This window comes from Microbacterium sp. SS28 (assembly GCF_022761035.1).
Classification (GTDB): domain Bacteria; phylum Actinomycetota; class Actinomycetes; order Actinomycetales; family Microbacteriaceae; genus Microbacterium.
In genome coordinates this window covers 357,052-376,265 of sequence record NZ_JAKWJP010000002.1, presented here as the reverse complement: position 1 = coordinate 376,265, position 19,214 = coordinate 357,052, and the positions used below count along the sequence as shown (strand labels likewise).

Sequence of the window (19,214 nt, the reverse complement as noted above, 5' to 3'; positions counted from 1 at the left end):
TCCTCGGTGCCCGAATCAATGCCGTACAGGGCCTTCTAGCGCCGCCAGCTCCAAAGGAGAAGAACATGTCCTACACGATCATCCCGCTGGCCAACACCGACGAGATCGATGTCATTTCGCTGGTGACGGGCACACGCGTGCGGATAGGCTCCCCGTTTCATGTGACCCTTCTGCAGCGAGTGCGCAAGAACGAGAACGACGATGAGATGCTGCAGGCCGAGCTCGACATCGTGCGCGGCTACCTCACGGCGATCAACCCCCCGCCCGATGTGATCGTGGACGCGCAGGCGATCGCCGATGCGCTCGCCAGGATTACTCAGGACGTCAGCGGTGACGCGGCGAATGATTTGGTGAATGCTGCCCTCCTGGAAAACTCGAGTGTGGTCGCCAATCAAGGGCAGGGCGCACTCGACAACCGCCTCGGGCCGACTCCTCGTTAGGCATCCGGACGCTCCCATGGGGCGGATAGATCAGAAGCCGCAATGCGCTCGCACTTCCGCGAGTGGCAGCCGCCCTTGCGACCTGATCGTTCGGGGCGGCGACTCTGTCAGTCAGACTCGAGAACCCGGCCGAAACAAGCCTCAAAGACAACCAGAGCAGATTGGGTGGGTGACCTTGGTGGAAGGGGCGCTGATCAGGGGGCTGGTCGGGGACGCGTTCACTCCGCCAGGTCGGGAGAGACCGTGGTGACTGGGCTGTCGGCTCGGGGAGCCGACGCCATCCGCGTGCCCTGAGCGGACCCAACCCGGCGCGTGACGAACCCCTTTATGCAGTGTCTATCAGGATTCTATTGGTTCGTTGAGCTAGTCTGAGGAGTGCGGTCCTGGGGCCGTATCTCCAAGGAAAGGTCACGTTCGTCGTGTCTATTCGAGCGCGCATCGCCATTCTCGCCGGCGCATCAATTCTTTTGTCTATGGTCGTCGCAGTCCAGCCCGCAGCAGCCGCAACGAACACCGCGTCGCAGCTCCCGGGGCTGCTCAAGGTCGCCGACGAAACAACGTCGCCCGCGTACGACCGTGACCGGTTCGAACACTGGATCGACGTCGACGGTGACGGGTGCAACACCCGGTACGAGGTTCTGATCGAGGAATCGACTACTTCCCTCTCGGTGGGTGCGGGATGCTACCTGACCAATGGAACATGGGTGTCGCCCTATGACGGTGCGACCGCAACATCGCCAAGTGGGATCGAGATCGACCACGTCGTCGCTCTCGCCGAGGCATGGCGTTCAGGCGCGTCAGGATGGACCGACGAGCAGCGACGTTCCTTCGCTAACGACCTCGACGTCCCCTACGCACTCACCGCCGCCTCGTCGGCATCCAATCAGTCGAAGTCGGACAAGGACCCGGCCGAGTGGCTGCCGCCGAACACGGCCAACACCTGCGAATACGTCACCTCCTGGGCGACGATCAAGTACCGCTGGTCACTTACCACTGACGCTGCAGAGCAGGCGGCGCTGAAGTCGGTGCTTTCGGGTGATTGTGGCGACACGGAGGTCACGCTTCCGACCGTGATGATCACGTCGACGGAAACCGACCCTGATGAAACGGTGCCCGATCAGACGGTGCCCGGTGAGACAGTTCCTGGTGAAACGGTGCCTGGTGAGCCGGTGCCTGGTGAGACCGCGCCCGGTGAGACCGTGATCGCGCCCTTCGCGCCTGACACCACGACTCGCTTGGCCGGCATCGATCGATACGCCACGTCCATCGCGACATCTCAGCGGTACGCTCCCGGCGTTCCGGTTCTGTTCGTTGCGTTGGGAAGCAACTTCCCTGATGCTCTTTCCGCCGCTTCGGCGGCAGCGGTCCTCGGCGGCCCCCTGCTGACCACGACTGGTGACACGATTCAGCCGTCGACCTTGAGCGAGGTGATCCGCCTTGCGCCAAAGCAGATCTATGTCACGGGCGACGCGCGATCGATCAGCGAGTCGGTCGTTCAGGCGCTTCGCACGGTCGCGCCCACCACGCGACTCGGGGGCGCGGACCGTTTCGAAACCGGCCGGATCATCGTCAACACCGCCTTTACGGCGTCCTCCCACGCGATCATTGCGAACGGTAGAAATTTCCCCGACGCGCTCGCAGCCACAGGCGCGGCAGGGTCTCGCCAGGCTCCGGTGGTCCTCGTCGAAGGAGCCGCGGCAACGGTGCCGCCGGAGACGCTTGGCATGTTGGCCCAGCTCGGCGTCACGTCGCTGTCCATCGTCGGCGACCAGAAGTCGGTTTCCGCGGGAATAGAGTCGCAGCTTCGCAGCGCCATCGGATCGGTGACGCGCTACGGGGGAGCAGGACGCTACGAAACCGCGGCGATGATCAACGACGCCTACTTCCCGGGCGCCGTCAGTACCGCGTTCGTGGCTGCAGGGTCGAACTTCCCCGACGCGCTCTCCGCGGCGGCACTGGCCGGTTACCTGCGCGCCCCGCTCTACATCACTGCCCAGCCGTGTGTTCCGGAAGCCGTGCACGTCTCGCTGAACCGGGTCGGCGGCTCGGCCCGGGTCGTGATGGGGGACACGAAGTCGGTCGGTGATGCCGCCGCCGCCAACCTCGGCTGCATGACCGTCGGCCAGCCCACGATAAGTGGCACGACGACAGTGAACAGCACTCTCTCGGCGAACCCGGGTCCGTGGACCGCCGGCACCCAGTTCTCATATCAGTGGTATGCCAACGGATCGCCGGTCTCCGGCACGGGTAGCACCCTCCTCCTCACCTCGGCACTCGCGGGCAAGAGCATCGCCGTCCAAGTCACCGGCTCCGCGACCGGCTACCTCGGAGCGTCCGCCACCTCCGCGGCAACCGGCGCTGTCGGATACCCCAGCCGCACCAAACCCATCACGGGAACGTGGAACTGCCCTGCATGGGCACCGATCAAGGGCAACGCCGACTCGATGATCTACCACATGCCCGGCGGCCAGTTCTACGACGCCACCAACCCTGAAGAGTGCTTCAGCACCGAATCGGCGGCAGTCGCCGCCGGCTACCGCAAGTCCCTCCGCTGATGGTAGTCCGCAACTGCGCGTGGGCTCCGCGTCGGAGTGGCACTGGCAGCCACGATTGCTGGCGCCGCGGCCGCAACGCCGTTCGGTGGGTCCCGCGCACGCAGCCAGCGACGCCGACCCCACGCAGTTCTCCTTCACATTCGCCAACGGTGAAGCGACCGTAACTCGCTAACTGGGATGGAACCCCGACATCACCATCGGTACCCGAACCAACCATCGCCGAACTACCCGGCTGGGCGTTCAGACGATCTCGATCGTGGGCGACGAGAACTCCGTCTCCGGGACGATGCAGACGCAGCTCGAGTGCCTCGGATTCTCGGTGAATCGATATGGCGGCGCAGGACGCTACGAAACGGCGGTCCTCATAGACGATGCCTACTTCCACTACCAGACCGATGCCTTGTTCGTGACGAACGGCACCAATTTACCGGATGCGCTGGCGGCCGCCGCTGTGGCCGGTCGACCCGGCGCGCCGATCTACATAACGCCCCCACAGTGCACACCCCAAGTTGTCGCTGACTCCATCGGAAGGCACTACTCACGCTCTCGTGTGGTGATGGGAGATCCGAGCTCAGTCTCCGAGCCGGCCGCTAACCTCGTCGCCTGCCCCTAACAACGCCTCCACGCGGGACTGCGCAACGACTGATCGAACAGCACGCATGAACTCCGCCTCGGGTCGGGATCTGTAAACGCGGCCGAGTCGGGTCCCCGTATCCCGGCCGCCGAGCATGCCGCCCGCCCCCAGAAGAGTTCGCGGGCTCGATGCACAAAGAGGACGGCCCTCCCGCGAACACGGGAGAGCCGCCCCCTTTCAGTGGAGCCGGAATTCTGTGGACTGAGTGCGGTCGGAGCCGTTCTCAGTCGAACAAGATCCCCTGGTCAGTTGCAGTTTGGATCAGACGCCGTAGTACAGCTCGAACTCGAACGGGTGCGGTCGCTGCGCGATCGGCTTGATCTCGTTCTCGATCTTGTAGTCGATCCAGGTCTCGATGAGCTCGGGCGTGAAGACGCCGCCCTCGAGGAGGAACTGGTGGTCGGCCGCGAGCGCGTCGAGCGAGTCCTGCAGCGAGTTCGGAACCTGGGGGATTCCCTTCGCCTCCTCGGGCGGCAGCTCGTAGAGGTCCTTGTCGACCGGCTCGTGGGGCTCGATGCGGTTCTTGATGCCGTCGAGGCCCGCCATGAGCTGCGCCGCGAAGGCGAGGTAGGGGTTGCCCGAGGCATCCGGAGCGCGGAACTCGAGACGCTTGGCCTTGGGGTTGCTGCCCGTGATCGGGATGCGGATCGCCGCCGAGCGGTTGCCCGCCGAGTAGACGAGGTTCACGGGGGCTTCGAAGCCCTTGACCAGACGCTTGTACGAGTTGATCGTCGGGTTGGTGAACGCGAGCACCGCGGGAGCGTGGGCCAGCAGTCCGCCGATGTACCAGCGAGCGAGGTCCGACAGGCCGCCGTAGCCCTTCTCGTCATAGAACAGCGGCTTGCCGTCGAGCCACAGCGACTGGTGCACATGCATGCCCGAGCCGTTGTCGCCGAACAGCGGCTTCGGCATGAACGTCGCCGACTTGCCCCACTGCTCGGAGGTGTTCTTGACGATGTACTTGAACTTCAGGATGTCGTCGGCCGCGTGCAGCATCGTGTCGAAGCGGTAGTTGATCTCCTGCTGGCCGCCCGTGCCGACCTCGTGGTGCGAGCGCTCGAGGGTGAAGCCCGCCTCGATCAGCTTCAGCGTGATGTCATCGCGCAGATCGGCGGTCTTGTCCACGGGGGACACCGGGAAGTAGCCGCCCTTGTAGGGCGTCTTGTTGGCCAGGTTGCCGCCGTCTTCGGCGCGACCCGAGTTCCACGCGCCTTCCTCGGAGTCGACCGAGTAGAAGCTCGAGTTCTGCTTCACTTCGAAGCGGACGTCGTCGAAGATGTAGAACTCGGCCTCGGGGGCGAAGTACGCCGTGTCGGCGATGCCGGTCGAGGCGAGGTACTTCTCAGCCTTCTTCGCGACCTGACGCGGGTCCTTGTGGTAAATCTCGCCGTTGCGCGGGTTGTAGATGTCGAAGATCATGATGAGCGTCTTCGCCTCGCGGAACTGATCGAGGTACGCCGTCGAGACGTCCGGGATCAGCTGCATGTCCGACTCGTGAATGTTCGCGAAGCCGCGGATCGAGGAGCCGTCGAAGAGCTGACCGACGGTGAAGAACTCCTCGTCGACCGTCGACGCGGGGATGTTGAAGTGCTGCTGGACACCAGGAAGGTCCGTGAACCGGATGTCGAGGAACTTGACGTCCTCGTCCTTGATGAACTTCAGCACCTCGGAGGAATTGTTGAACATTCAGGCTCCAGGGAGGTAGGACTTCGGGAAAGACCGCGTCACAGCGGCTCCCCTGAACGGTACCGGGAGGGGATTGCCCTGCAGTGACACCAATGTTTCAGGCATGTTACGCGACGCTGGGTACGCTTGTGCCGTGACGCAGACTGGCGAGACCTACCCCGGAGAGCGACTTGCTCTGCCCCGTGAAGGGCGAGGCTCCATCGCCCGCGTCGGTCGCCGCATCGGTGCGCTGTGTCTCGACTACGGCGCCGCGTACCTCATCTCGGGCTTCTGGGGATGGGACGCACTCGCGATCCTCGCGATCTTCGCGATCATCCAGATCGCCTTCCTGCCGACGCTGCAGGGGAGCCCCGGCCACCGCATCTTCGGCCTGCGTCTGGTGCGAGTGGACGGCGCGTGGGCCGGCCTCTGGCGGCCGATCGTGCGCACGGCCCTGCTGATCGTGGTGATCCCCGCGGTCGTCTGGGATGCCGATCAGCGCGGGCTGCACGATAAGGCAGCCGGGACCGTTCTGATCAGGTCGTAGCGCCGGAGGCCACGGATCTCGATACGGGCGCTTCGCGCCCAACTCGATCTGTCGTCGGAGCGACTCGACCGGTCGACGCGAAAGAGCGGCCGGGACGGTCCTCGTCCGGTCGTGGGGACCGTCGCGGATCGGCCCGGCCGACTGCGTGCGTGAGCTCAGCGAGGGCGCGGTGCGCGCGCCTTCGAAGGATCGATGCCCTTCGGGATGGGAAGCGACGCGAGAGACTGCGACACCGACTCGACGCGCTTGATGACGGCCGACTGCGTCGAGCGGTCGATCTTCTTCGGAAGGGCCTTGATCGTCGGCGCGAGCTTGTTGATCGACACGTCGCCCTCACCGTGGCCGACGTAGATGACCGTGACCGGCACGCCTGCCGCCACGCGCTGCACCTTCGAGCGCTCGTCGTTGACGAGGCGCGTCAGTCGGCCGCGTGCGCCCTCCGCCACGATGACGACGCCACCGCGGCCGATGACGCGATAGACGGCGTCCTGGGTCTTCGGGTTGACGCCCACGGGCATGTCGCTCGCGGTCCAGTTGCGGCCGAGCGACGACGACAGGACGTGCCCGGCGGCACCCGGCATCCCGTCGATCTGCTTGTACATGGCGCTCGTGGACAGGCGCGTCATCGTCATGAGCGACGCGAGGATGCCGAGCATGAGGCCGGTGACGCCCCACAGCACGATGCTCCACCACTGGACGGGCGGGATCGCGAAGCCGACGGCGACGCCTGCGCCGATCGAGAGGACGAAGATTGCCACGAGCAGCCAGGGCAGCCAGCGGAAGGCCTTCTGGGTGAACGTGTAAAGGGTGCGCAGCTGCCGGAAGAAGCCAGGGCGCTTCTCGGGTGCGGTCGATCGGCCGGACATACCACCAGACTACCTTTCGGGCGGCCCGCCGACCGCTCCTGCACAGGCACGAGGAGAGCTGCGCCAGTCCCCAGATGTGAAGCTTCGACGTCGGGGGCGCGGCAGCACCCCGAGACTGGCGGCGTGCCTGCCCACGATCCTCTTCTCGACGCCTACCGGATCATCCGACGCCTCGACTCCACGGCGGAGACCCCATGGCCGGGAGTGCTCGCTCACAGCGAGGCGAGCGGCACGGTGCTGCTCGTGGAGGCGGAGTCGCTCGGGGATGCGTGGCCGGGATGGATCGCCCCCGCCGACGGGCACCTGCTCGTGCCGCTCGACCTCGTCCGCCATCGCGACGGCCATTACGCGGCGATGGCACCGTGCAGCGAGAGGCTCGCGGACTTTCTCCGACGGCGCGAAGACGCACCGCTCAGCGACGGCGAGCGGCTGACTCTGGCGGTGAGCATGCTCCGCGGCTCCTGCGCGAGCACGGGGCTGCCCGAGGGACTCGACAGCCGCGGGGAGTGGTGGCTGAGCGAGGGAGGGATGCCGGTCTTCGCGTTCGTCGATGCGGGCCGGCCCCTGGGCGAACTGACGTCCGAGCTCGTCCACGTCGTCGCCGATGCGGCGTCCGGCGCGCTGGCTGCGACGCTCGCCGAGATCACCGAGTCGATCAGCGACGGCACGCGCCTCGCGCGCAACCTGCCCCGCCTCGAGGCTCAGCTGTTCGAGACCGCCGCTCCCGAGCCGCTCGCGACGACGGTGCTCACGCCTCGCAGGGCGCGCGCGGCGAGGATCGACGGTCCGACGGCCGGCTCGCGCGAGACTTTCGCCGACGAGCCGGAGGAGACGCGCACGATCCTGGGCCGGCTCGCGCGCCACGTCGACGCTGACCTCGCGGATGCCTTCTCGCAGGCCACGACAGCCGTGTGGCGGCGCTTCACCCGCGTGCGCACGCCGCAGCGCCGGCGTCCGATCGTCGTGGCGAGCCTCGCGGCCGGCGTCATCGTGGCGGGCGGAATGCTGTGGCCCGCCGGCGGACCCGCGACGGCCGAGCCCGCGGCGTCGGCGACCGTTGAGTGGTCGGCGACGCCGGCTCAGACGCCCGCTCCCGTGGAGCCTCCCGCAGAAGCCGATCCTGCGACGACGGATGCCGCGCCCGCCGGGCTCGAGGGCGTGCTCGATGCCCTCTTGGTGGCCCGCGCAGCCTGCGCCCAGGACGACGCCTGCCTCGCCGGGATCATCGAGGAGCCGGGCAAGCCGATCGCCGCGGGACCGGTCGACACTGCGCCGATGCGACGTCGGATCACGCTCATCGACGACTTCGGCGGTGCGGCCGTCCTCCGCGTCACCTCGGTCGATGAGGCCGGCGGCGCGCAGCTCGTCGTCATCGTCCTCCGAGACGACGAATGGCTGATCCGCGACGTCATGGACGTCGCGGATCAGCCATCGTGATCGAGCTGCGGGCTAGTAGCCGAGCTGCGGTTCGAACTCCGCGGCCTCGAGGCGAGCCTTCACGGCACCCAGGAAGCGGGCCGCGTCGGCACCGTCGATGATGCGGTGATCGTACGAGAGTGCGAGGTACACGTAGGAGCGGACCGAGATCGCGTCCTTGCCGTCCACCGTCACGACGCCCGGCTTCTTGACCACGGCGCCGAGGCCGAGGATCGCCGACTGCGGCAGGAACACGATCGGGGTGTCGAACAGCGCACCGCGCGAGCCTGTGTTCGTGAGCGTGAACGTGCCGCCCGCGAGCTCGTCCGGCTTCAGCTTGTTGTCGCGCGTGCGTGCGGCCAGGTCGGCGATCTCGCGCGCGAACTGCGCGAGGTTCTTGCCGGCCGCGTTCTTCACCACGGGGGTGAGGAGGCCGCGTTCCGTGTCGACGGCGATCGAGATGTTCTCGGCCGCGGGGAAGACGATGTCGCTGCCGTCGACCGTCGCGTTGATGATCGGGAACGCCTGGAGCGCCTCGACAGCCGCGATGGCGAAGAACGGGAGGAACGACAGCTTGTCGCCCGTCTTGGACTGGAACTCCGCCTTGACCTTGTCGCGGAACCCGGCGAGCCGCGTCACGTCGACCTCGACGACGGTCGTCAGCTGAGCCGTGGCCTGCATCGAGGCGACGGCGCGCTCGGCGATCACCTTGCGCAGTCGCGACATCGGCTGGGTCGTGCCGCGCAGCGGCGAGACCTCGAGCGCGGGAGCAGCGGCCGGGGCTGCGGCGGCAGGAGCGGCGGGTGCGGGTGCCTCGGCGGCCTTGAGGACGTCCTCCTTGCGGATGCGTCCACCGACGCCGGTTCCTGCGACGGCGGAGAGGTCGACGCCCTGCTGCTGCGCCAGGCGGCGCACGAGCGGCGTGACATACGTCGGGCCGTCGGCCTCCTCCGCTGCGGGGGCGGCCGCGGCGGGAGCAGCGGGAGCCGGAGCCGCGGCAGCGGGAGCCTCCGGAGCCGGAGCTGCAGCAGGCTCGGGGGCCGGGGCGGCAGCGGGCGCGGGAGCCGCGGGAGCCGCCGCGGGTGCGGGGGCTGCGGGTGCCGGAGCGGGCTCAGCCGGCGCGGGGGCTGCGGCGGGAGCAGCGGCGGCGTCGCCGACACGGGCGAGGACGGCGCCGACGGCGACCGTCTCGTCCTCGGCGACGAGGATCTCCTGCAGCACGCCGCTGAACGGCGAGGGGATCTCGGTGTCGACCTTGTCGGTCGAGATCTCGAGCAGGGGCTCGTCCGTCTCGACCTGGTCGCCGACCTGCTTGAGCCAGCGGGTCACGGTGCCCTCGGTGACGCTCTCGCCGAGCTCGGGGAGGACGACCTCCTTGCCGCCGGAGGTGGCGGGCGCAGCAGCGGCGGGTGCGGGTGCGGCTTCAGCGGGCGCGGGGGCCGGGGCTTCGGCGGCCGGGGCGGGCTCGGCGGGCGCTTCGGCGGGAACCGGTGCGGCAGCTGCCTCAGGCGCGGGCGCGGCGGCCGGCGCGGCCGAGCCGTCGCCGATCTTCGCGAGGATCGCGCCGACCTCGACGGTCTCGTCCTCCTGGACCAGGATCTCCTCGATGACGCCGCTCACGGGCGACGGGATCTCGGTGTCGACCTTGTCCGTGGAGATCTCGAGAAGTCCCTCGTCCGCCTGAACGGTGTCTCCGACCTTCTTGAGCCAGCGGGTGACCGTTCCCTCGGTGACGCTCTCACCGAGCGCGGGGAGGACCACGGAAGTGCTCATGGGACTGTCTCCTTATAGATGCAGATGTCGTGTCTAGCTTAGTGATGCGGTGTGCGGGTCGGAGTTCACAGGGCGTGCAGCGGTTTGCCCGCGAGCGCGAGGAAGGCCTCGCCCAGCGCTTCGCTCTGCGTCGGGTGGGCGTGGAGGAAGGGTGCGATGTCTTCCGGGTGTGCCTCCCAGCCGACGGCGAGCTGCCCCTCGGTGATGAGCTCGCCGACCCGATCTCCGACGAGGTGGACGCCGAGGACGGGTCCGTCCTTGCGTCGCACGACCTTGACCAGGCCCGAGGTCCCGAGGATCTCGCTCTTGCCGTTGCCGGCGAGGTTGTACTCGTACGCGACGATCTCCTCGGCGCCGTGGGCGGCTTCCGCCTGCGGCTGCGTGAGTCCTACCGAGGCGACCTCGGGGCGCGAGTAGGTGACCTTGGGAATCTGCGTGTCGAGGACGGTGACGGGGGACAGCCCCGCGATCTTCTCCGCGACGAAGATGCCCTGCTGGAATCCGCGGTGCGCGAGCTGCGGGCCCGGCACGATGTCGCCGACGGCCCAGACGTGCTCGACAGAGGTCCGCAGCGCGTCGTCGGTCGTGACGAAGCCGCGGTCCAGCGCGACCCCGGCCTCTTCGTATCCGAGCCCCGCGGTGGCGGGGCCCCGGCCGACGGCCACGAGCAGGTAGTCGGCCTCGAAGACCTTCCCGTCCTCGAGCGTCACGGTGACGGCATCCGTCGTCTGAGTGACCTGCGAGAAGCGCACGCCGAGCGAGTAGGCGATCCCGCGCCGGCGGAATGCGCGCTCGAGGGCCTTGCTGAGCGACGGGTCTTCGACAGGGACGAGATGATCGAGCGCCTCGACGATCGTGACCTCGGCCCCGAACGAGCGCCACACGCTCGCGAACTCGACGCCGATCACGCCGCCGCCGAGGACGACGACGCGGCGCGGGACCTCGGCGAGGTCGAGCGCCTGCTCGCTCGTCAGGACGCGCCCGCCGATCTCGAGCCCGGGCAGCGTCCGGCTGTACGAGCCCGTCGCGAGGACGACATCCGTGCCCACGTAGCGATCGTCGCCGACGCGCACGGCGCGGTCCGCCTCGAGGCGTCCCTCACCGGAGACGACCGTGATCTTGCGCGCCTTGACGAGACCCTCGAGGCCCTTGAACTTCTTCGCGACGATGCCCTCGCGGTACGCGCGCACGCCGTCGGGGTCGATGGACTCGAAGGTCGCACGGACGCCGATGGATGCGGCTTCACGCGCCGTGTCGGCCACTTCCGCAGCGTGCAGCAGCGCCTTCGTGGGAATGCAGCCGCGGTGCAGGCACGTGCCGCCTACCTTGTCCTTCTCGACCAGGGCGACGGACTTGCCGAGCTCGGCCGCGCGCAGCGCCGCGGCGTATCCGCCGCTGCCGCCGCCGAGCACGACGACGTCGAAAGCGTGATCGGTCATCGCGCCGACTCCTTCTCGATGAAGCGGACGAGCGAGCGGACCGTCGCGGCCGTCGGGCCCTTGTCGGTGAAGCCGAATCCGCCGCCCTTGTTCATGCCGACGCCCGCGATGTCGAGGTGGACCCAGGGGATCCGAGGCGCCGAGGCATCATCCGACGTCCGTCCGACGAACCGCTGCAGGAAGAGTCCCGCGAACAGGGATCCGCCCGCAGGGTCGCCGATTTTGGCGTTGACGAGGTCGGCGATCGGGGAGTCGAGGTCGTCGTTCATGTGCGCGGGGAGCGGCAGCCGCCACGCGAGCTCGTCGACGTCGTCGGCGGCCGACAGGTACCGCGAGACGGCGTCCTCGTCGCCCATGACGCCGGCGTGCCGCGTGCCGAGGGCGACCGTGATGGCGCCGGTCAGCGTCGCGACGTCGATCAGGACATCGGGATGCTCGCGGCTGGCCGCGACGAGCCCGTCGGCGAGGACGAGACGCCCCTCGGCATCGGTGTTGAGCACCTCGACCGTCGTCCCGTCGAGCATCCGGAGGACGTCGCCCGGGCGCGTCGCGCGACCCGAGGGCATGTTGTCGGCGATGCAGAGCCACGCGGTCACATGCACGGGCAGCTCGAGCGTCGCGACGGCACGGAGCACCGCGAGAGCCGTCGCGGCTCCGCACATGTCGTACTTCATGCCGACCATGCTCGCGGCGGGCTTGAGCGAGAGGCCGCCGGTGTCGAACGTGATGCCCTTGCCGACGAGCGAGATGTGACGAGTCGCGGCCTCGGGCGCGTAGTCGAGTCGCACGAGGCGCGGCGGGCGGTCCGAACCCTGGCCGACCCCGAGGATCCCGCCGTAGCCGCCGGCAGCCAGCGCCGCCTCGTCGAGCACCTCGACCGTCACAGGCAGGTCCGCGACGCTCGCCGCGGCACGGTCCGCGAAGTCGGCGGGCCCGAGCCATTCGGCCGGGATCGACACGAGGTCCTTCACGAGTGCGACCGCGGACGCGGTCGCCTCCACGGCCGAGACGGCGCCGGCATCGGCATCCTGTGCGCCGTGCACGCGCACGAGGGTCGCGCGGGATCGGGGCGCCTCCGACTTGTAGCCGTCGAAGCGGTAGCCGCCGAGGGTGGCGCCCTCCGCAGCGGCGACCCACAGCTCGTCGGCGGCGGGCAGCCCGACCGCGACCGTCGCGAAACCCGTGAGGGTGCGGATGCCGGCGCCTACGGCGTCGCGCACGGCCGCGGCATCCGGCTTCGCTCCCGTGCCCACGACCGCGAGCGGAAGCGTCGTGCTCTCGGGCGCATAGACGCGCTGGAACGACGAGGGCGACCCGGTGAATCCGGTCGCGAGGAGCGCCTCCCGCAGTCCCGGCCAATCGTCGAGTGCGGGGGAATCGTCCTTGTCGAGCGGAGGCAGTGCGAGGAGCACGGCGTCGGCGTCGGTCTCGCGGATCGGATCGGATCGGTACTCGAGGTCGGGATACGACATGGAGACCATCCTAGGTTTCGATACGCTCCGCCTTCGGCGGGGCCACTCAACCCGGCGGGTTTCGATACGCTCCGCCTTCGGCGGGGCTACTCAACCCGGCGGGTTTCGATACGCTCCGCCTTCGGCGGGGCCACTCAACCCGGCGGGTTTCGATACGCTCCGCCTTCGGCGGGGCTACTCAACCCGGCGGGTTTCGATACGCTCCGCCTTCGGCGGGGCCACTCAACCCGGCGGGTTTCGATACGCTCCGCCTTCGGCACAGCCGGCGGGGTCGCGGTTCCGGTCGGTGTTCGCTGTCAGCGGGATGCTGGTGGCCCCGCCGTCGGATGTGGCTCGTAGCATGGACCCATGCCCCTCTCCGCACCCCTCTTCGAGCGCGCCGCGTCGGCTCCGCCGGCGCCGTCGGGGCTTCCGCTGGTCATCGCTCTGACCGGGTTCACCGATGCGGGCTCCGCGGTGAGCGGGCTTGTCGACTACGTGCGCGACGAACTGGATCCGACTCCGCTCGTCGTCTTCTCGAACGACGTGCTGCTCGACTACCGCGCGCGTCGTCCCGTCATCTCGTTCGACCAGGATCACCTGACCGACTACCGCCCGCCGCGGCTCGAGCTCTCCCTCGCGCACGATTCGCAGGGGCAGCCGTTCCTCGTCCTCGCAGGCTACGAGCCGGACTTCGCCTGGGACGGCTTCGCCGCCGCCGTCGTCGAGTTCGCGAAGTCGTTCGCCGTCTCCACGGTGACGTGGGTGCACTCCATCCCCATGCCCGTGCCCCACACGCGCCCCATCGGCACGACGGTGAGCGGTACCCGCACCGACCTCACGGCGGCGCACTCGGTCTGGCAGCCGCACACGCAGGTTCCCGCGACGGCGGGGCACCTCATCGAGTACCGCCTCTCGGAGGCGGGTTTCGCGATCGCCGGATTCGTCCTCCTCGTCCCGCACTACCTCGGCGACACGGAGTACCCCGCGTCGACGCTCGCCGCACTCGACAGCATCACCGTCGCGACGGGCCTCGTGTTCTCGGGCGACGACCTGCGCGAGCAGAACCGCGAGTACCTCACCAAGGTCGAGGAGCAGGTCGCCGGGAGCGATGAGCTCTCGCGCATGGTGCAGGGGCTCGAAGAGCGGTACGACTCCTACATGGCGGGGTCGACGCTCGCGACGCCGATCATCCACGCGGGCGACCTTCCCAGCGCCGATGAGCTCGCCGCCGAGCTCGAGCGGTTCCTCGCGTCGCGACCGTCGGGAGACGAAGACAAGCGCCCCTGAACGGGAATCACGCTCGGTCCCGCCGCCTTGGACACCTATGTCCGCTTCCGCCGTTTGCACGCGGCGAGTGTGAGACAATAGATGATCTGACCCGTTGTCATCGCGGTCCGCGAGCACTGCTCGCCGGGCTGGGGACTTGACAAGGGTCTTACTAGTGTCCGAATTCGATCGGGGAGCGCGGGACGCGCTCCACCCGATGAGAGGCGAAACGTGACCTTGAGCACGAACACGACACCCAAAGCCCGAGCGTCGAAGGCCACGGAGGCCGAGGCTCCGGCCGAGGCTGTGGAGAAGAAGCCCGCGGCCAAGCGCACCGCGCCCAAGGCTCCGGCGAAGGCCGCGCCCGCGCGCGCCTCGAAGGCCAAGGCGAGCAAGAGCGCCGATCCCGACGAGTCCGAAGAGATCGACGACGAGGTCGAACTCGACGACGACGTGGCGATCGAGGACGACAGCGACGACGAGACGCCCGCGGCCAAGACGGCGCGCACCAAGGCCCCCGCGGCCGGCGACGCCGAGGGCGAAGCCGACTCCGCCGAGGACGAGGAGGACGAGGAGGGCAAGGCTCCCGCGTTCTCCGAGCCGCTCCCGACCGGCGCGATCGTCATCTCGACGACCGACGAGGACGACGTCCCCGTCTACTCGACCATGATCACGGGCGCGACGGCCGACCCGGTCAAGGACTACCTGAAGCAGATCGGCAAGGTGCCGCTCCTGAACGCGGCCGAAGAGGTCGAGCTCGCGATGCGCATCGAGGCGGGCCTGTTCGCCGAAGAGAAGCTCTCGCACATGACGGCGGCCGAGAAGTCGAACCAGCTGGGCCTCGACCTGCAGTGGGTCGCCCGCGACGGCCAGCGCGCCAAGTCCCACCTGCTGGGCGCCAACCTCCGCCTCGTCGTCTCGCTCGCCAAGCGCTACACGGGCCGCGGCATGCAGTTCCTGGATCTCATCCAGGAGGGCAACCTCGGTCTGATCCGCGCCGTCGAGAAGTTCGACTACACCAAGGGCTTCAAGTTCTCCACGTACGCGACGTGGTGGATCCGCCAGGCGATCACGCGCGCGATGGCGGACCAGGCCCGCACGATCCGCATCCCGGTCCACATGGTCGAGGTCATCAACAAGCTCGCGCGCGTCCAGCGCCAGATGCTGCAGGACCTCGGTCGCGAACCCACGCCGGAAGAGCTGAGCCGCGAGCTCGACATGACCCCCGAGAAGGTCATCGAGGTGCAGAAGTACGGCCGTGAGCCGATCTCGCTGCACACTCCGCTCGGCGAGGACGGCGACAGCGAGTTCGGCGACCTCATCGAGGACACCGAGGCTGTCGTGCCCGCGGACGCCGTGGGCTTCACGATGCTGCAGCGTCAGCTCGAGTCGCTCCTCGACTCGCTCTCCGAGCGCGAGGCGGGCGTCATCCGCATGCGCTTCGGTCTCGGCGACGGACAGCCCAAGACGCTCGACCAGATCGGGGACACGTTCGGCGTGACGCGTGAGCGCATCCGCCAGATCGAGTCGAAGACGATGGCGAAGCTGCGGCATCCGTCCCGCTCGCAGTCGCTGCGGGACTACCTCGAATGACGGGTGAGGCCAACGCCGGCAAGGCGCTGACCGTCGACCTCGAGGGAGCGAGCTACGCCCGCATTCCGATCAAGACGCGCGTCGTCATGCCCGGTGACGACCTCGACGCCTTCATCAAGGAGTACGCGACGGATGTCGTCAAGCCGGGCGACACGCTGTTCGTGACCGAGAAGATCGTCGCGATCACACAGGGCCGATCGTTCCCGATCGACTCGATCAAGCCGCGCCGTCTCGCGTTCTTCCTCTCGAAGTACGTCGTCAAGACGCCGTACGGCATCGGCCTCGGCATGCCGGAGACGATGGAGATGGCGCTGCGCGAGTGCGGCACGATCCGCATCCTCTTCGCGGCGTCCGTCTCGGCCGTCACGAAGCTGTTCGGGCGCCGTGGTGACTTCTACCGCATCGCGGGCGACAAGGCGCGTGCGATCGACGGTCCCACGAGCGGCACGATCCCGCCGTACAACAAGGCCGTCGTGCTCGGACCCGACCGTCCGCGCGAGGTCGCGCAGCGGCTCAAGGGGCTCCTGGGCGGAGTCCCCGAGGTGGCCGTCGTCGACATCAACGACATCGGCGGGAACATCCTGGGCTCGACCCTCTCGAAGGACGCCGAGAAGCGACTCGTGGCGATCCTGCGCGACAACCCGCTCGGCCAGGGGCACCAGTCGACGCCGCTCGGCGTCGTCCGCGCCTCCTGACCTGATTGCGAGAAGGCCCGGGCCCCCGATGGGGAGCCCGGGCCTTTTGCACGCGTCAGAACCCGATGGCGGCCTGGTAGCGGGGCTTGTGGCCGGTCCGGATGCCGGTGGCGCTCGGCTTGTTCTCGTAGACGCCGGCTGCCCAGTTGCCCTCGACGAGGACAGGGCCCGTCGGCGTCACGACGATGTCCCAGCCGACGTACTGCACCTGGGGCACGACGCGCGCGACACGGTCGACGAACGCGACGACCTCGTCCATCAGCGGCAGCCGGAAGTCGGCGATCTTCACGCCCGACTCGGGGTGGTACTCGTGGATGTTCTCGTGCGAGTCGTAGCCCTTGCCGCGTGAGCGGCCCTCGTCGTCGAGCATCGTGTAGAAGCCGCCGTAGGTCATCTGGTCGCTCACGGCGCCGCGGCCGAACTTCTGGGCGATCGCGAGGATGTGCGTCTTCTCGCCGTCGAAGAAGGCCGTCACGCGCGTCGTGTTGACCGTCCCGGGGCACACGGCCGCGAGGTCGGCGTGCTGCGCGATCACCTCTTCGATGAGCAGCTCGCCGCGCGCGAGCAGCCCCTCGTGGAAGGCATCCCAATCCTCGATCTCGGCCGCGTGGTAGCGGTGCACGCCGGTTCCGGCCTGTCCCACGGGCTCCTTCGTGACGATCGTGCCGAGGCGCTGTGCGAAGTCCCGCACGGCGTCGGCGTTGCCCGCCTCGACGACCATCCACTCGCGGTGCAGGTGCTCGCTGAAGACGCGGTCGAATTCGATCTTGTCCTGGAAGAGCCCGCGGAAGTCGGGGTGGTCGTACTTCTGCGAGAGCTGGTTCGACACGGGATGCGTCATGTACGTCGCGCGCTCGGCGGCGTTCAGGATCGCGAAGTCGTAGTCGATGTAGTCCTGGAAGCCGACGTTGCGGAATCCCGCCTGCCACAGCATGTCCACCACGATCGCCGGCGTCCATTTGTCGTGCTGGTGGGACGCCTCCTTGGCGCGCACGACGACGGAGCCGACATCGATGCGACGGGCGCGTCCGGCGAGATAGCGAAGGCGGGGCGCAAGGCCGAGGCCCTTCCGAGGCATGCGGGCTCCAGGGTAGGGAACGGGGGACCCCGTTAGTCTAGACGGCGTGACTTCGGGCGATCGGATGACGGTGCTCCGGCGCAGCGCTCCCGTAGCCCGCATCGACCACCGTGCGCTGCGTGCGAACGTCGAAGCTCTCCTTCTGCGCTCGGACGGGGAGTTCGCCGTCGCGGACCTCCGCCACGACGCGTGGGGGCACGGTGCGCGCGGCGTCTCGCGCACGCTTCTGGCGGCAGGCGTGGACGCGTTCGTCGTCGACGAGGCCGACCGGGAGGCGCTCGAGGCGGAGCTGCCCGGCGCGGCTGTGCGCGGCGCGGGCGAGGCGTCACTCGATCCCGACGAGGTTTACGGGCTCCCGGGATCCGACGGCATCGGGGCCATGCGGCTCTCCGGCTCCGTGCTCGTCGTCAAGCGCCTGCGGGCGGGAGAGGGAGTCTCGTACGGCTTCACGCACCGCGCGCCCGTCGATACGCGCGTCGCGCTCGTGTCGGGCGGGTACGCGCAGGGCATCGTCCGGTCGCTCGGCGATCGCGTTGCGGTGCGCATCGGGGCGGCGCGGCATCCCGTCGTCGGCCGCGTGGCGATGGACGTGTGCGTCGTCGACATCGGAGATGCGGATGTCTCGCGTGGCGACGAGGTCGTGTTCTTCGGCGACGGCCCGGATGATCCGCGCCTGGCGGACTGGGTCGCCTGTACGGGGCTGTCGGCGGCCGAGCTCGTGACGGCCGTCGGGCTGCGCGCGCAGCGGGAGGACGTCGAATGACAGCCGAGCTCCGCGTCGACCTCGACGCGTTCGCCGAGAATCTGCGCGCAGTGCGCCGCGCCGTCGCCCCCGCCGAGCACATGCTCGTCGTCAAGGACGACGCCTATGGGCACGGCCTCGGCACGATCGTCCAGCGCGCCTGGGCCGAGGGCGTCCGGTGGTTCGGCGCGTTCGATGTGCGGACGGGAAGCGCCGTCAGGACCCGCCTCGGCGTCGCGCCGCGCGTGTTCGTCTGGATCGTCGCCTCCGCCGCCGAAGCGCAGGAGGCGGTCGACGCCGATCTCGACGTCGGCGTCGGCGACGCCGTGCTCCTCGAGGACCTCGCCGCCGTCGACGGAGTCGCGCGCGTGCACCTCAAGATCGACACAGGACTGCATCGCAACGGCGTGCGGCCGGAGGAATGGCCCGTGGTCGTCGCACGCGCCGCCGAGCTCGAGCGCGCGGGCCGGATCGAGGTCGTGGGCGTGTGGAGTCACATCGCGGAGGCCTCCCACGAGGAGGATGACGCGGCCCGCGCCGTCTTCGAGACGGCGTGGGACCAGGCGCGCGCGGCGGGCCTGCGTCCCCGCCTGCGCCACCTCGCGGCCTCCGCCGCAGGCTTCGCACGGGATGAGTTCCGCTACGACCTCGTGCGGATCGGGGCGTTCGCGTACGGCATCCGTCCCGCGGGCGGTCCGGGGGAGTCGGAGCTCGGCATCCATCCGATCTCGGCCCTGGTGACCCGGGTCGTGCGCGTCTCGACCGACACCGTGACTGTCGGCACGGGAAGCCTCGACGGACTTCCCTCCTCGCTCGCCGGGCACCTGGAGGCGGGGACATCGGCAGGAGCTTCGCTCGTCCGCGCGATCCGGCTCGAGGAGAGCGATCTGGACGCCTGGCCTGGCGCCGCGATCGGCGACGAGGTGCGGATGCTGGGCGCGGGAGCGCCGTTCAGCGCGACGGATGCGGCCGAGACGGTCGGCACGATCGGCGAGGAGATCGCCGTGCGGATCGCACCGACCGTCGCGCGCGTGGTCCGCTAGGCGGACTT

16 protein-coding genes are annotated in these 19,214 nt (G+C 68.9%); 10 read left to right on the top strand and 6 right to left on the bottom strand.

The features are described from left to right. Nucleotides 1–65 precede the first annotated feature (65 nt). The 3 genes from MJ607_RS07095 (at nt 66) to MJ607_RS07085 (ending at nt 3,608) form a co-directional block, all read left to right on the top strand. Complete coding sequence (locus tag MJ607_RS07095; RefSeq protein WP_243074870.1) at nt 66–440, top strand: hypothetical protein; 375 nt, start codon at nt 66–68, stop codon at nt 438–440. A gap of 473 nt (nt 441–913) precedes the next feature. Next, nucleotides 914–2,995 (top strand): cell wall-binding repeat-containing protein, encoded by a 2,082-nt coding sequence (locus MJ607_RS07090; protein WP_243074869.1) that lies wholly within the window; start codon nt 914–916, stop codon nt 2,993–2,995. A gap of 256 nt (nt 2,996–3,251) precedes the next feature. Then, the gene (locus MJ607_RS07085; protein ID WP_243074868.1) at nt 3,252–3,608 is read left to right on the top strand and encodes a cell wall-binding repeat-containing protein; all 357 of its coding nucleotides are present in this window, start codon (nt 3,252–3,254) and stop codon (nt 3,606–3,608) included. A gap of 282 nt (nt 3,609–3,890) precedes the next feature. Here the strand turns inward: MJ607_RS07085 and glnA are convergent, their stop codons facing one another. After that, the gene (glnA, locus tag MJ607_RS07080; protein WP_243074867.1) at nt 3,891–5,315 is read right to left on the bottom strand and encodes a type I glutamate--ammonia ligase; all 1,425 of its coding nucleotides are present in this window, start codon (nt 5,313–5,315) and stop codon (nt 3,891–3,893) included. Nucleotides 5,316–5,448: 133 nt separating this feature from the next. Between glnA and MJ607_RS07075 the strand changes: the two genes are divergently transcribed. Then, the gene (locus tag MJ607_RS07075) at nt 5,449–5,841 is read left to right on the top strand and encodes an RDD family protein (protein ID WP_243074866.1); all 393 of its coding nucleotides are present in this window, start codon (nt 5,449–5,451) and stop codon (nt 5,839–5,841) included. Nucleotides 5,842–5,996: 155 nt separating this feature from the next. Here MJ607_RS07075 and MJ607_RS07070 read toward each other — a convergent pair whose 3' ends face one another. Beyond that, nucleotides 5,997–6,707, bottom strand: coding sequence for a DUF4191 domain-containing protein (locus MJ607_RS07070; protein WP_243074865.1), 711 nt, complete (start codon nt 6,705–6,707; stop codon nt 5,997–5,999). A gap of 123 nt (nt 6,708–6,830) precedes the next feature. Between MJ607_RS07070 and MJ607_RS07065 the strand changes: the two genes are divergently transcribed. Further along, on the top strand, nt 6,831–8,144 hold the full coding sequence (locus tag MJ607_RS07065) for a hypothetical protein (protein ID WP_243074864.1): 1,314 nt from the start codon (nt 6,831–6,833) through the stop codon (nt 8,142–8,144). A gap of 12 nt (nt 8,145–8,156) precedes the next feature. Here MJ607_RS07065 and sucB read toward each other — a convergent pair whose 3' ends face one another. From sucB to MJ607_RS07050, 3 genes are all read right to left on the bottom strand, one after another. Then, nucleotides 8,157–9,896: a 2-oxoglutarate dehydrogenase, E2 component, dihydrolipoamide succinyltransferase gene (gene sucB, locus MJ607_RS07060; protein WP_243074863.1), complete on the bottom strand. Its 1,740-nt coding sequence runs from the start codon at nt 9,894–9,896 to the stop codon at nt 8,157–8,159. Between the two features lie 65 nt (nt 9,897–9,961). Further along, on the bottom strand, nt 9,962–11,335 hold the full coding sequence (gene lpdA, locus MJ607_RS07055; protein WP_243074862.1) for a dihydrolipoyl dehydrogenase: 1,374 nt from the start codon (nt 11,333–11,335) through the stop codon (nt 9,962–9,964). Next, on the bottom strand, nt 11,332–12,807 hold the full coding sequence (locus MJ607_RS07050; protein WP_243074861.1) for a leucyl aminopeptidase: 1,476 nt from the start codon (nt 12,805–12,807) through the stop codon (nt 11,332–11,334). The genes lpdA and MJ607_RS07050 overlap by 4 nt, the downstream gene beginning before the upstream one ends. A gap of 348 nt (nt 12,808–13,155) precedes the next feature. Here MJ607_RS07050 and MJ607_RS07045 point away from each other — a divergent pair, with 348 nt between their 5' ends. The 3 genes from MJ607_RS07045 to MJ607_RS07035 all read left to right on the top strand — a co-directional run bounded on the left by MJ607_RS07045 (nt 13,156) and on the right by MJ607_RS07035 (nt 16,343). Then, nucleotides 13,156–14,076 carry a proteasome assembly chaperone family protein gene (locus tag MJ607_RS07045; protein ID WP_243074860.1) on the top strand — a complete coding sequence of 307 codons (921 nt, stop codon included), beginning with the start codon at nt 13,156–13,158 and terminating at the stop codon, nt 14,074–14,076. A gap of 210 nt (nt 14,077–14,286) precedes the next feature. Further along, nucleotides 14,287–15,648, top strand: coding sequence for an RNA polymerase sigma factor (locus tag MJ607_RS07040; RefSeq protein ID WP_243074859.1), 1,362 nt, complete (start codon nt 14,287–14,289; stop codon nt 15,646–15,648). Continuing rightward, nucleotides 15,645–16,343, top strand: a complete 699-nt coding sequence (locus MJ607_RS07035; protein WP_243074858.1) for a coenzyme F420-0:L-glutamate ligase — start codon at nt 15,645–15,647, stop codon at nt 16,341–16,343. The genes MJ607_RS07040 and MJ607_RS07035 overlap by 4 nt, the downstream gene beginning before the upstream one ends. 55 nt (nt 16,344–16,398) lie before the next feature. Here MJ607_RS07035 and MJ607_RS07030 read toward each other — a convergent pair whose 3' ends face one another. Next, entirely contained in the window at nt 16,399–17,421 is a 1,023-nt protein-coding gene (locus MJ607_RS07030; protein WP_243074857.1) for a sugar-transfer associated ATP-grasp domain-containing protein, read from the bottom strand. Between the two features lie 46 nt (nt 17,422–17,467). Between MJ607_RS07030 and MJ607_RS07025 the strand changes: the two genes are divergently transcribed. Next, entirely contained in the window at nt 17,468–18,184 is a 717-nt protein-coding gene (locus MJ607_RS07025) for an alanine racemase C-terminal domain-containing protein (protein ID WP_243074856.1), read from the top strand. Then, on the top strand, nt 18,181–19,206 hold the full coding sequence (locus MJ607_RS07020) for an alanine racemase (RefSeq protein WP_243074855.1): 1,026 nt from the start codon (nt 18,181–18,183) through the stop codon (nt 19,204–19,206). The genes MJ607_RS07025 and MJ607_RS07020 overlap by 4 nt, the downstream gene beginning before the upstream one ends. Nucleotides 19,207–19,214: the final 8 nt, after the last annotated feature.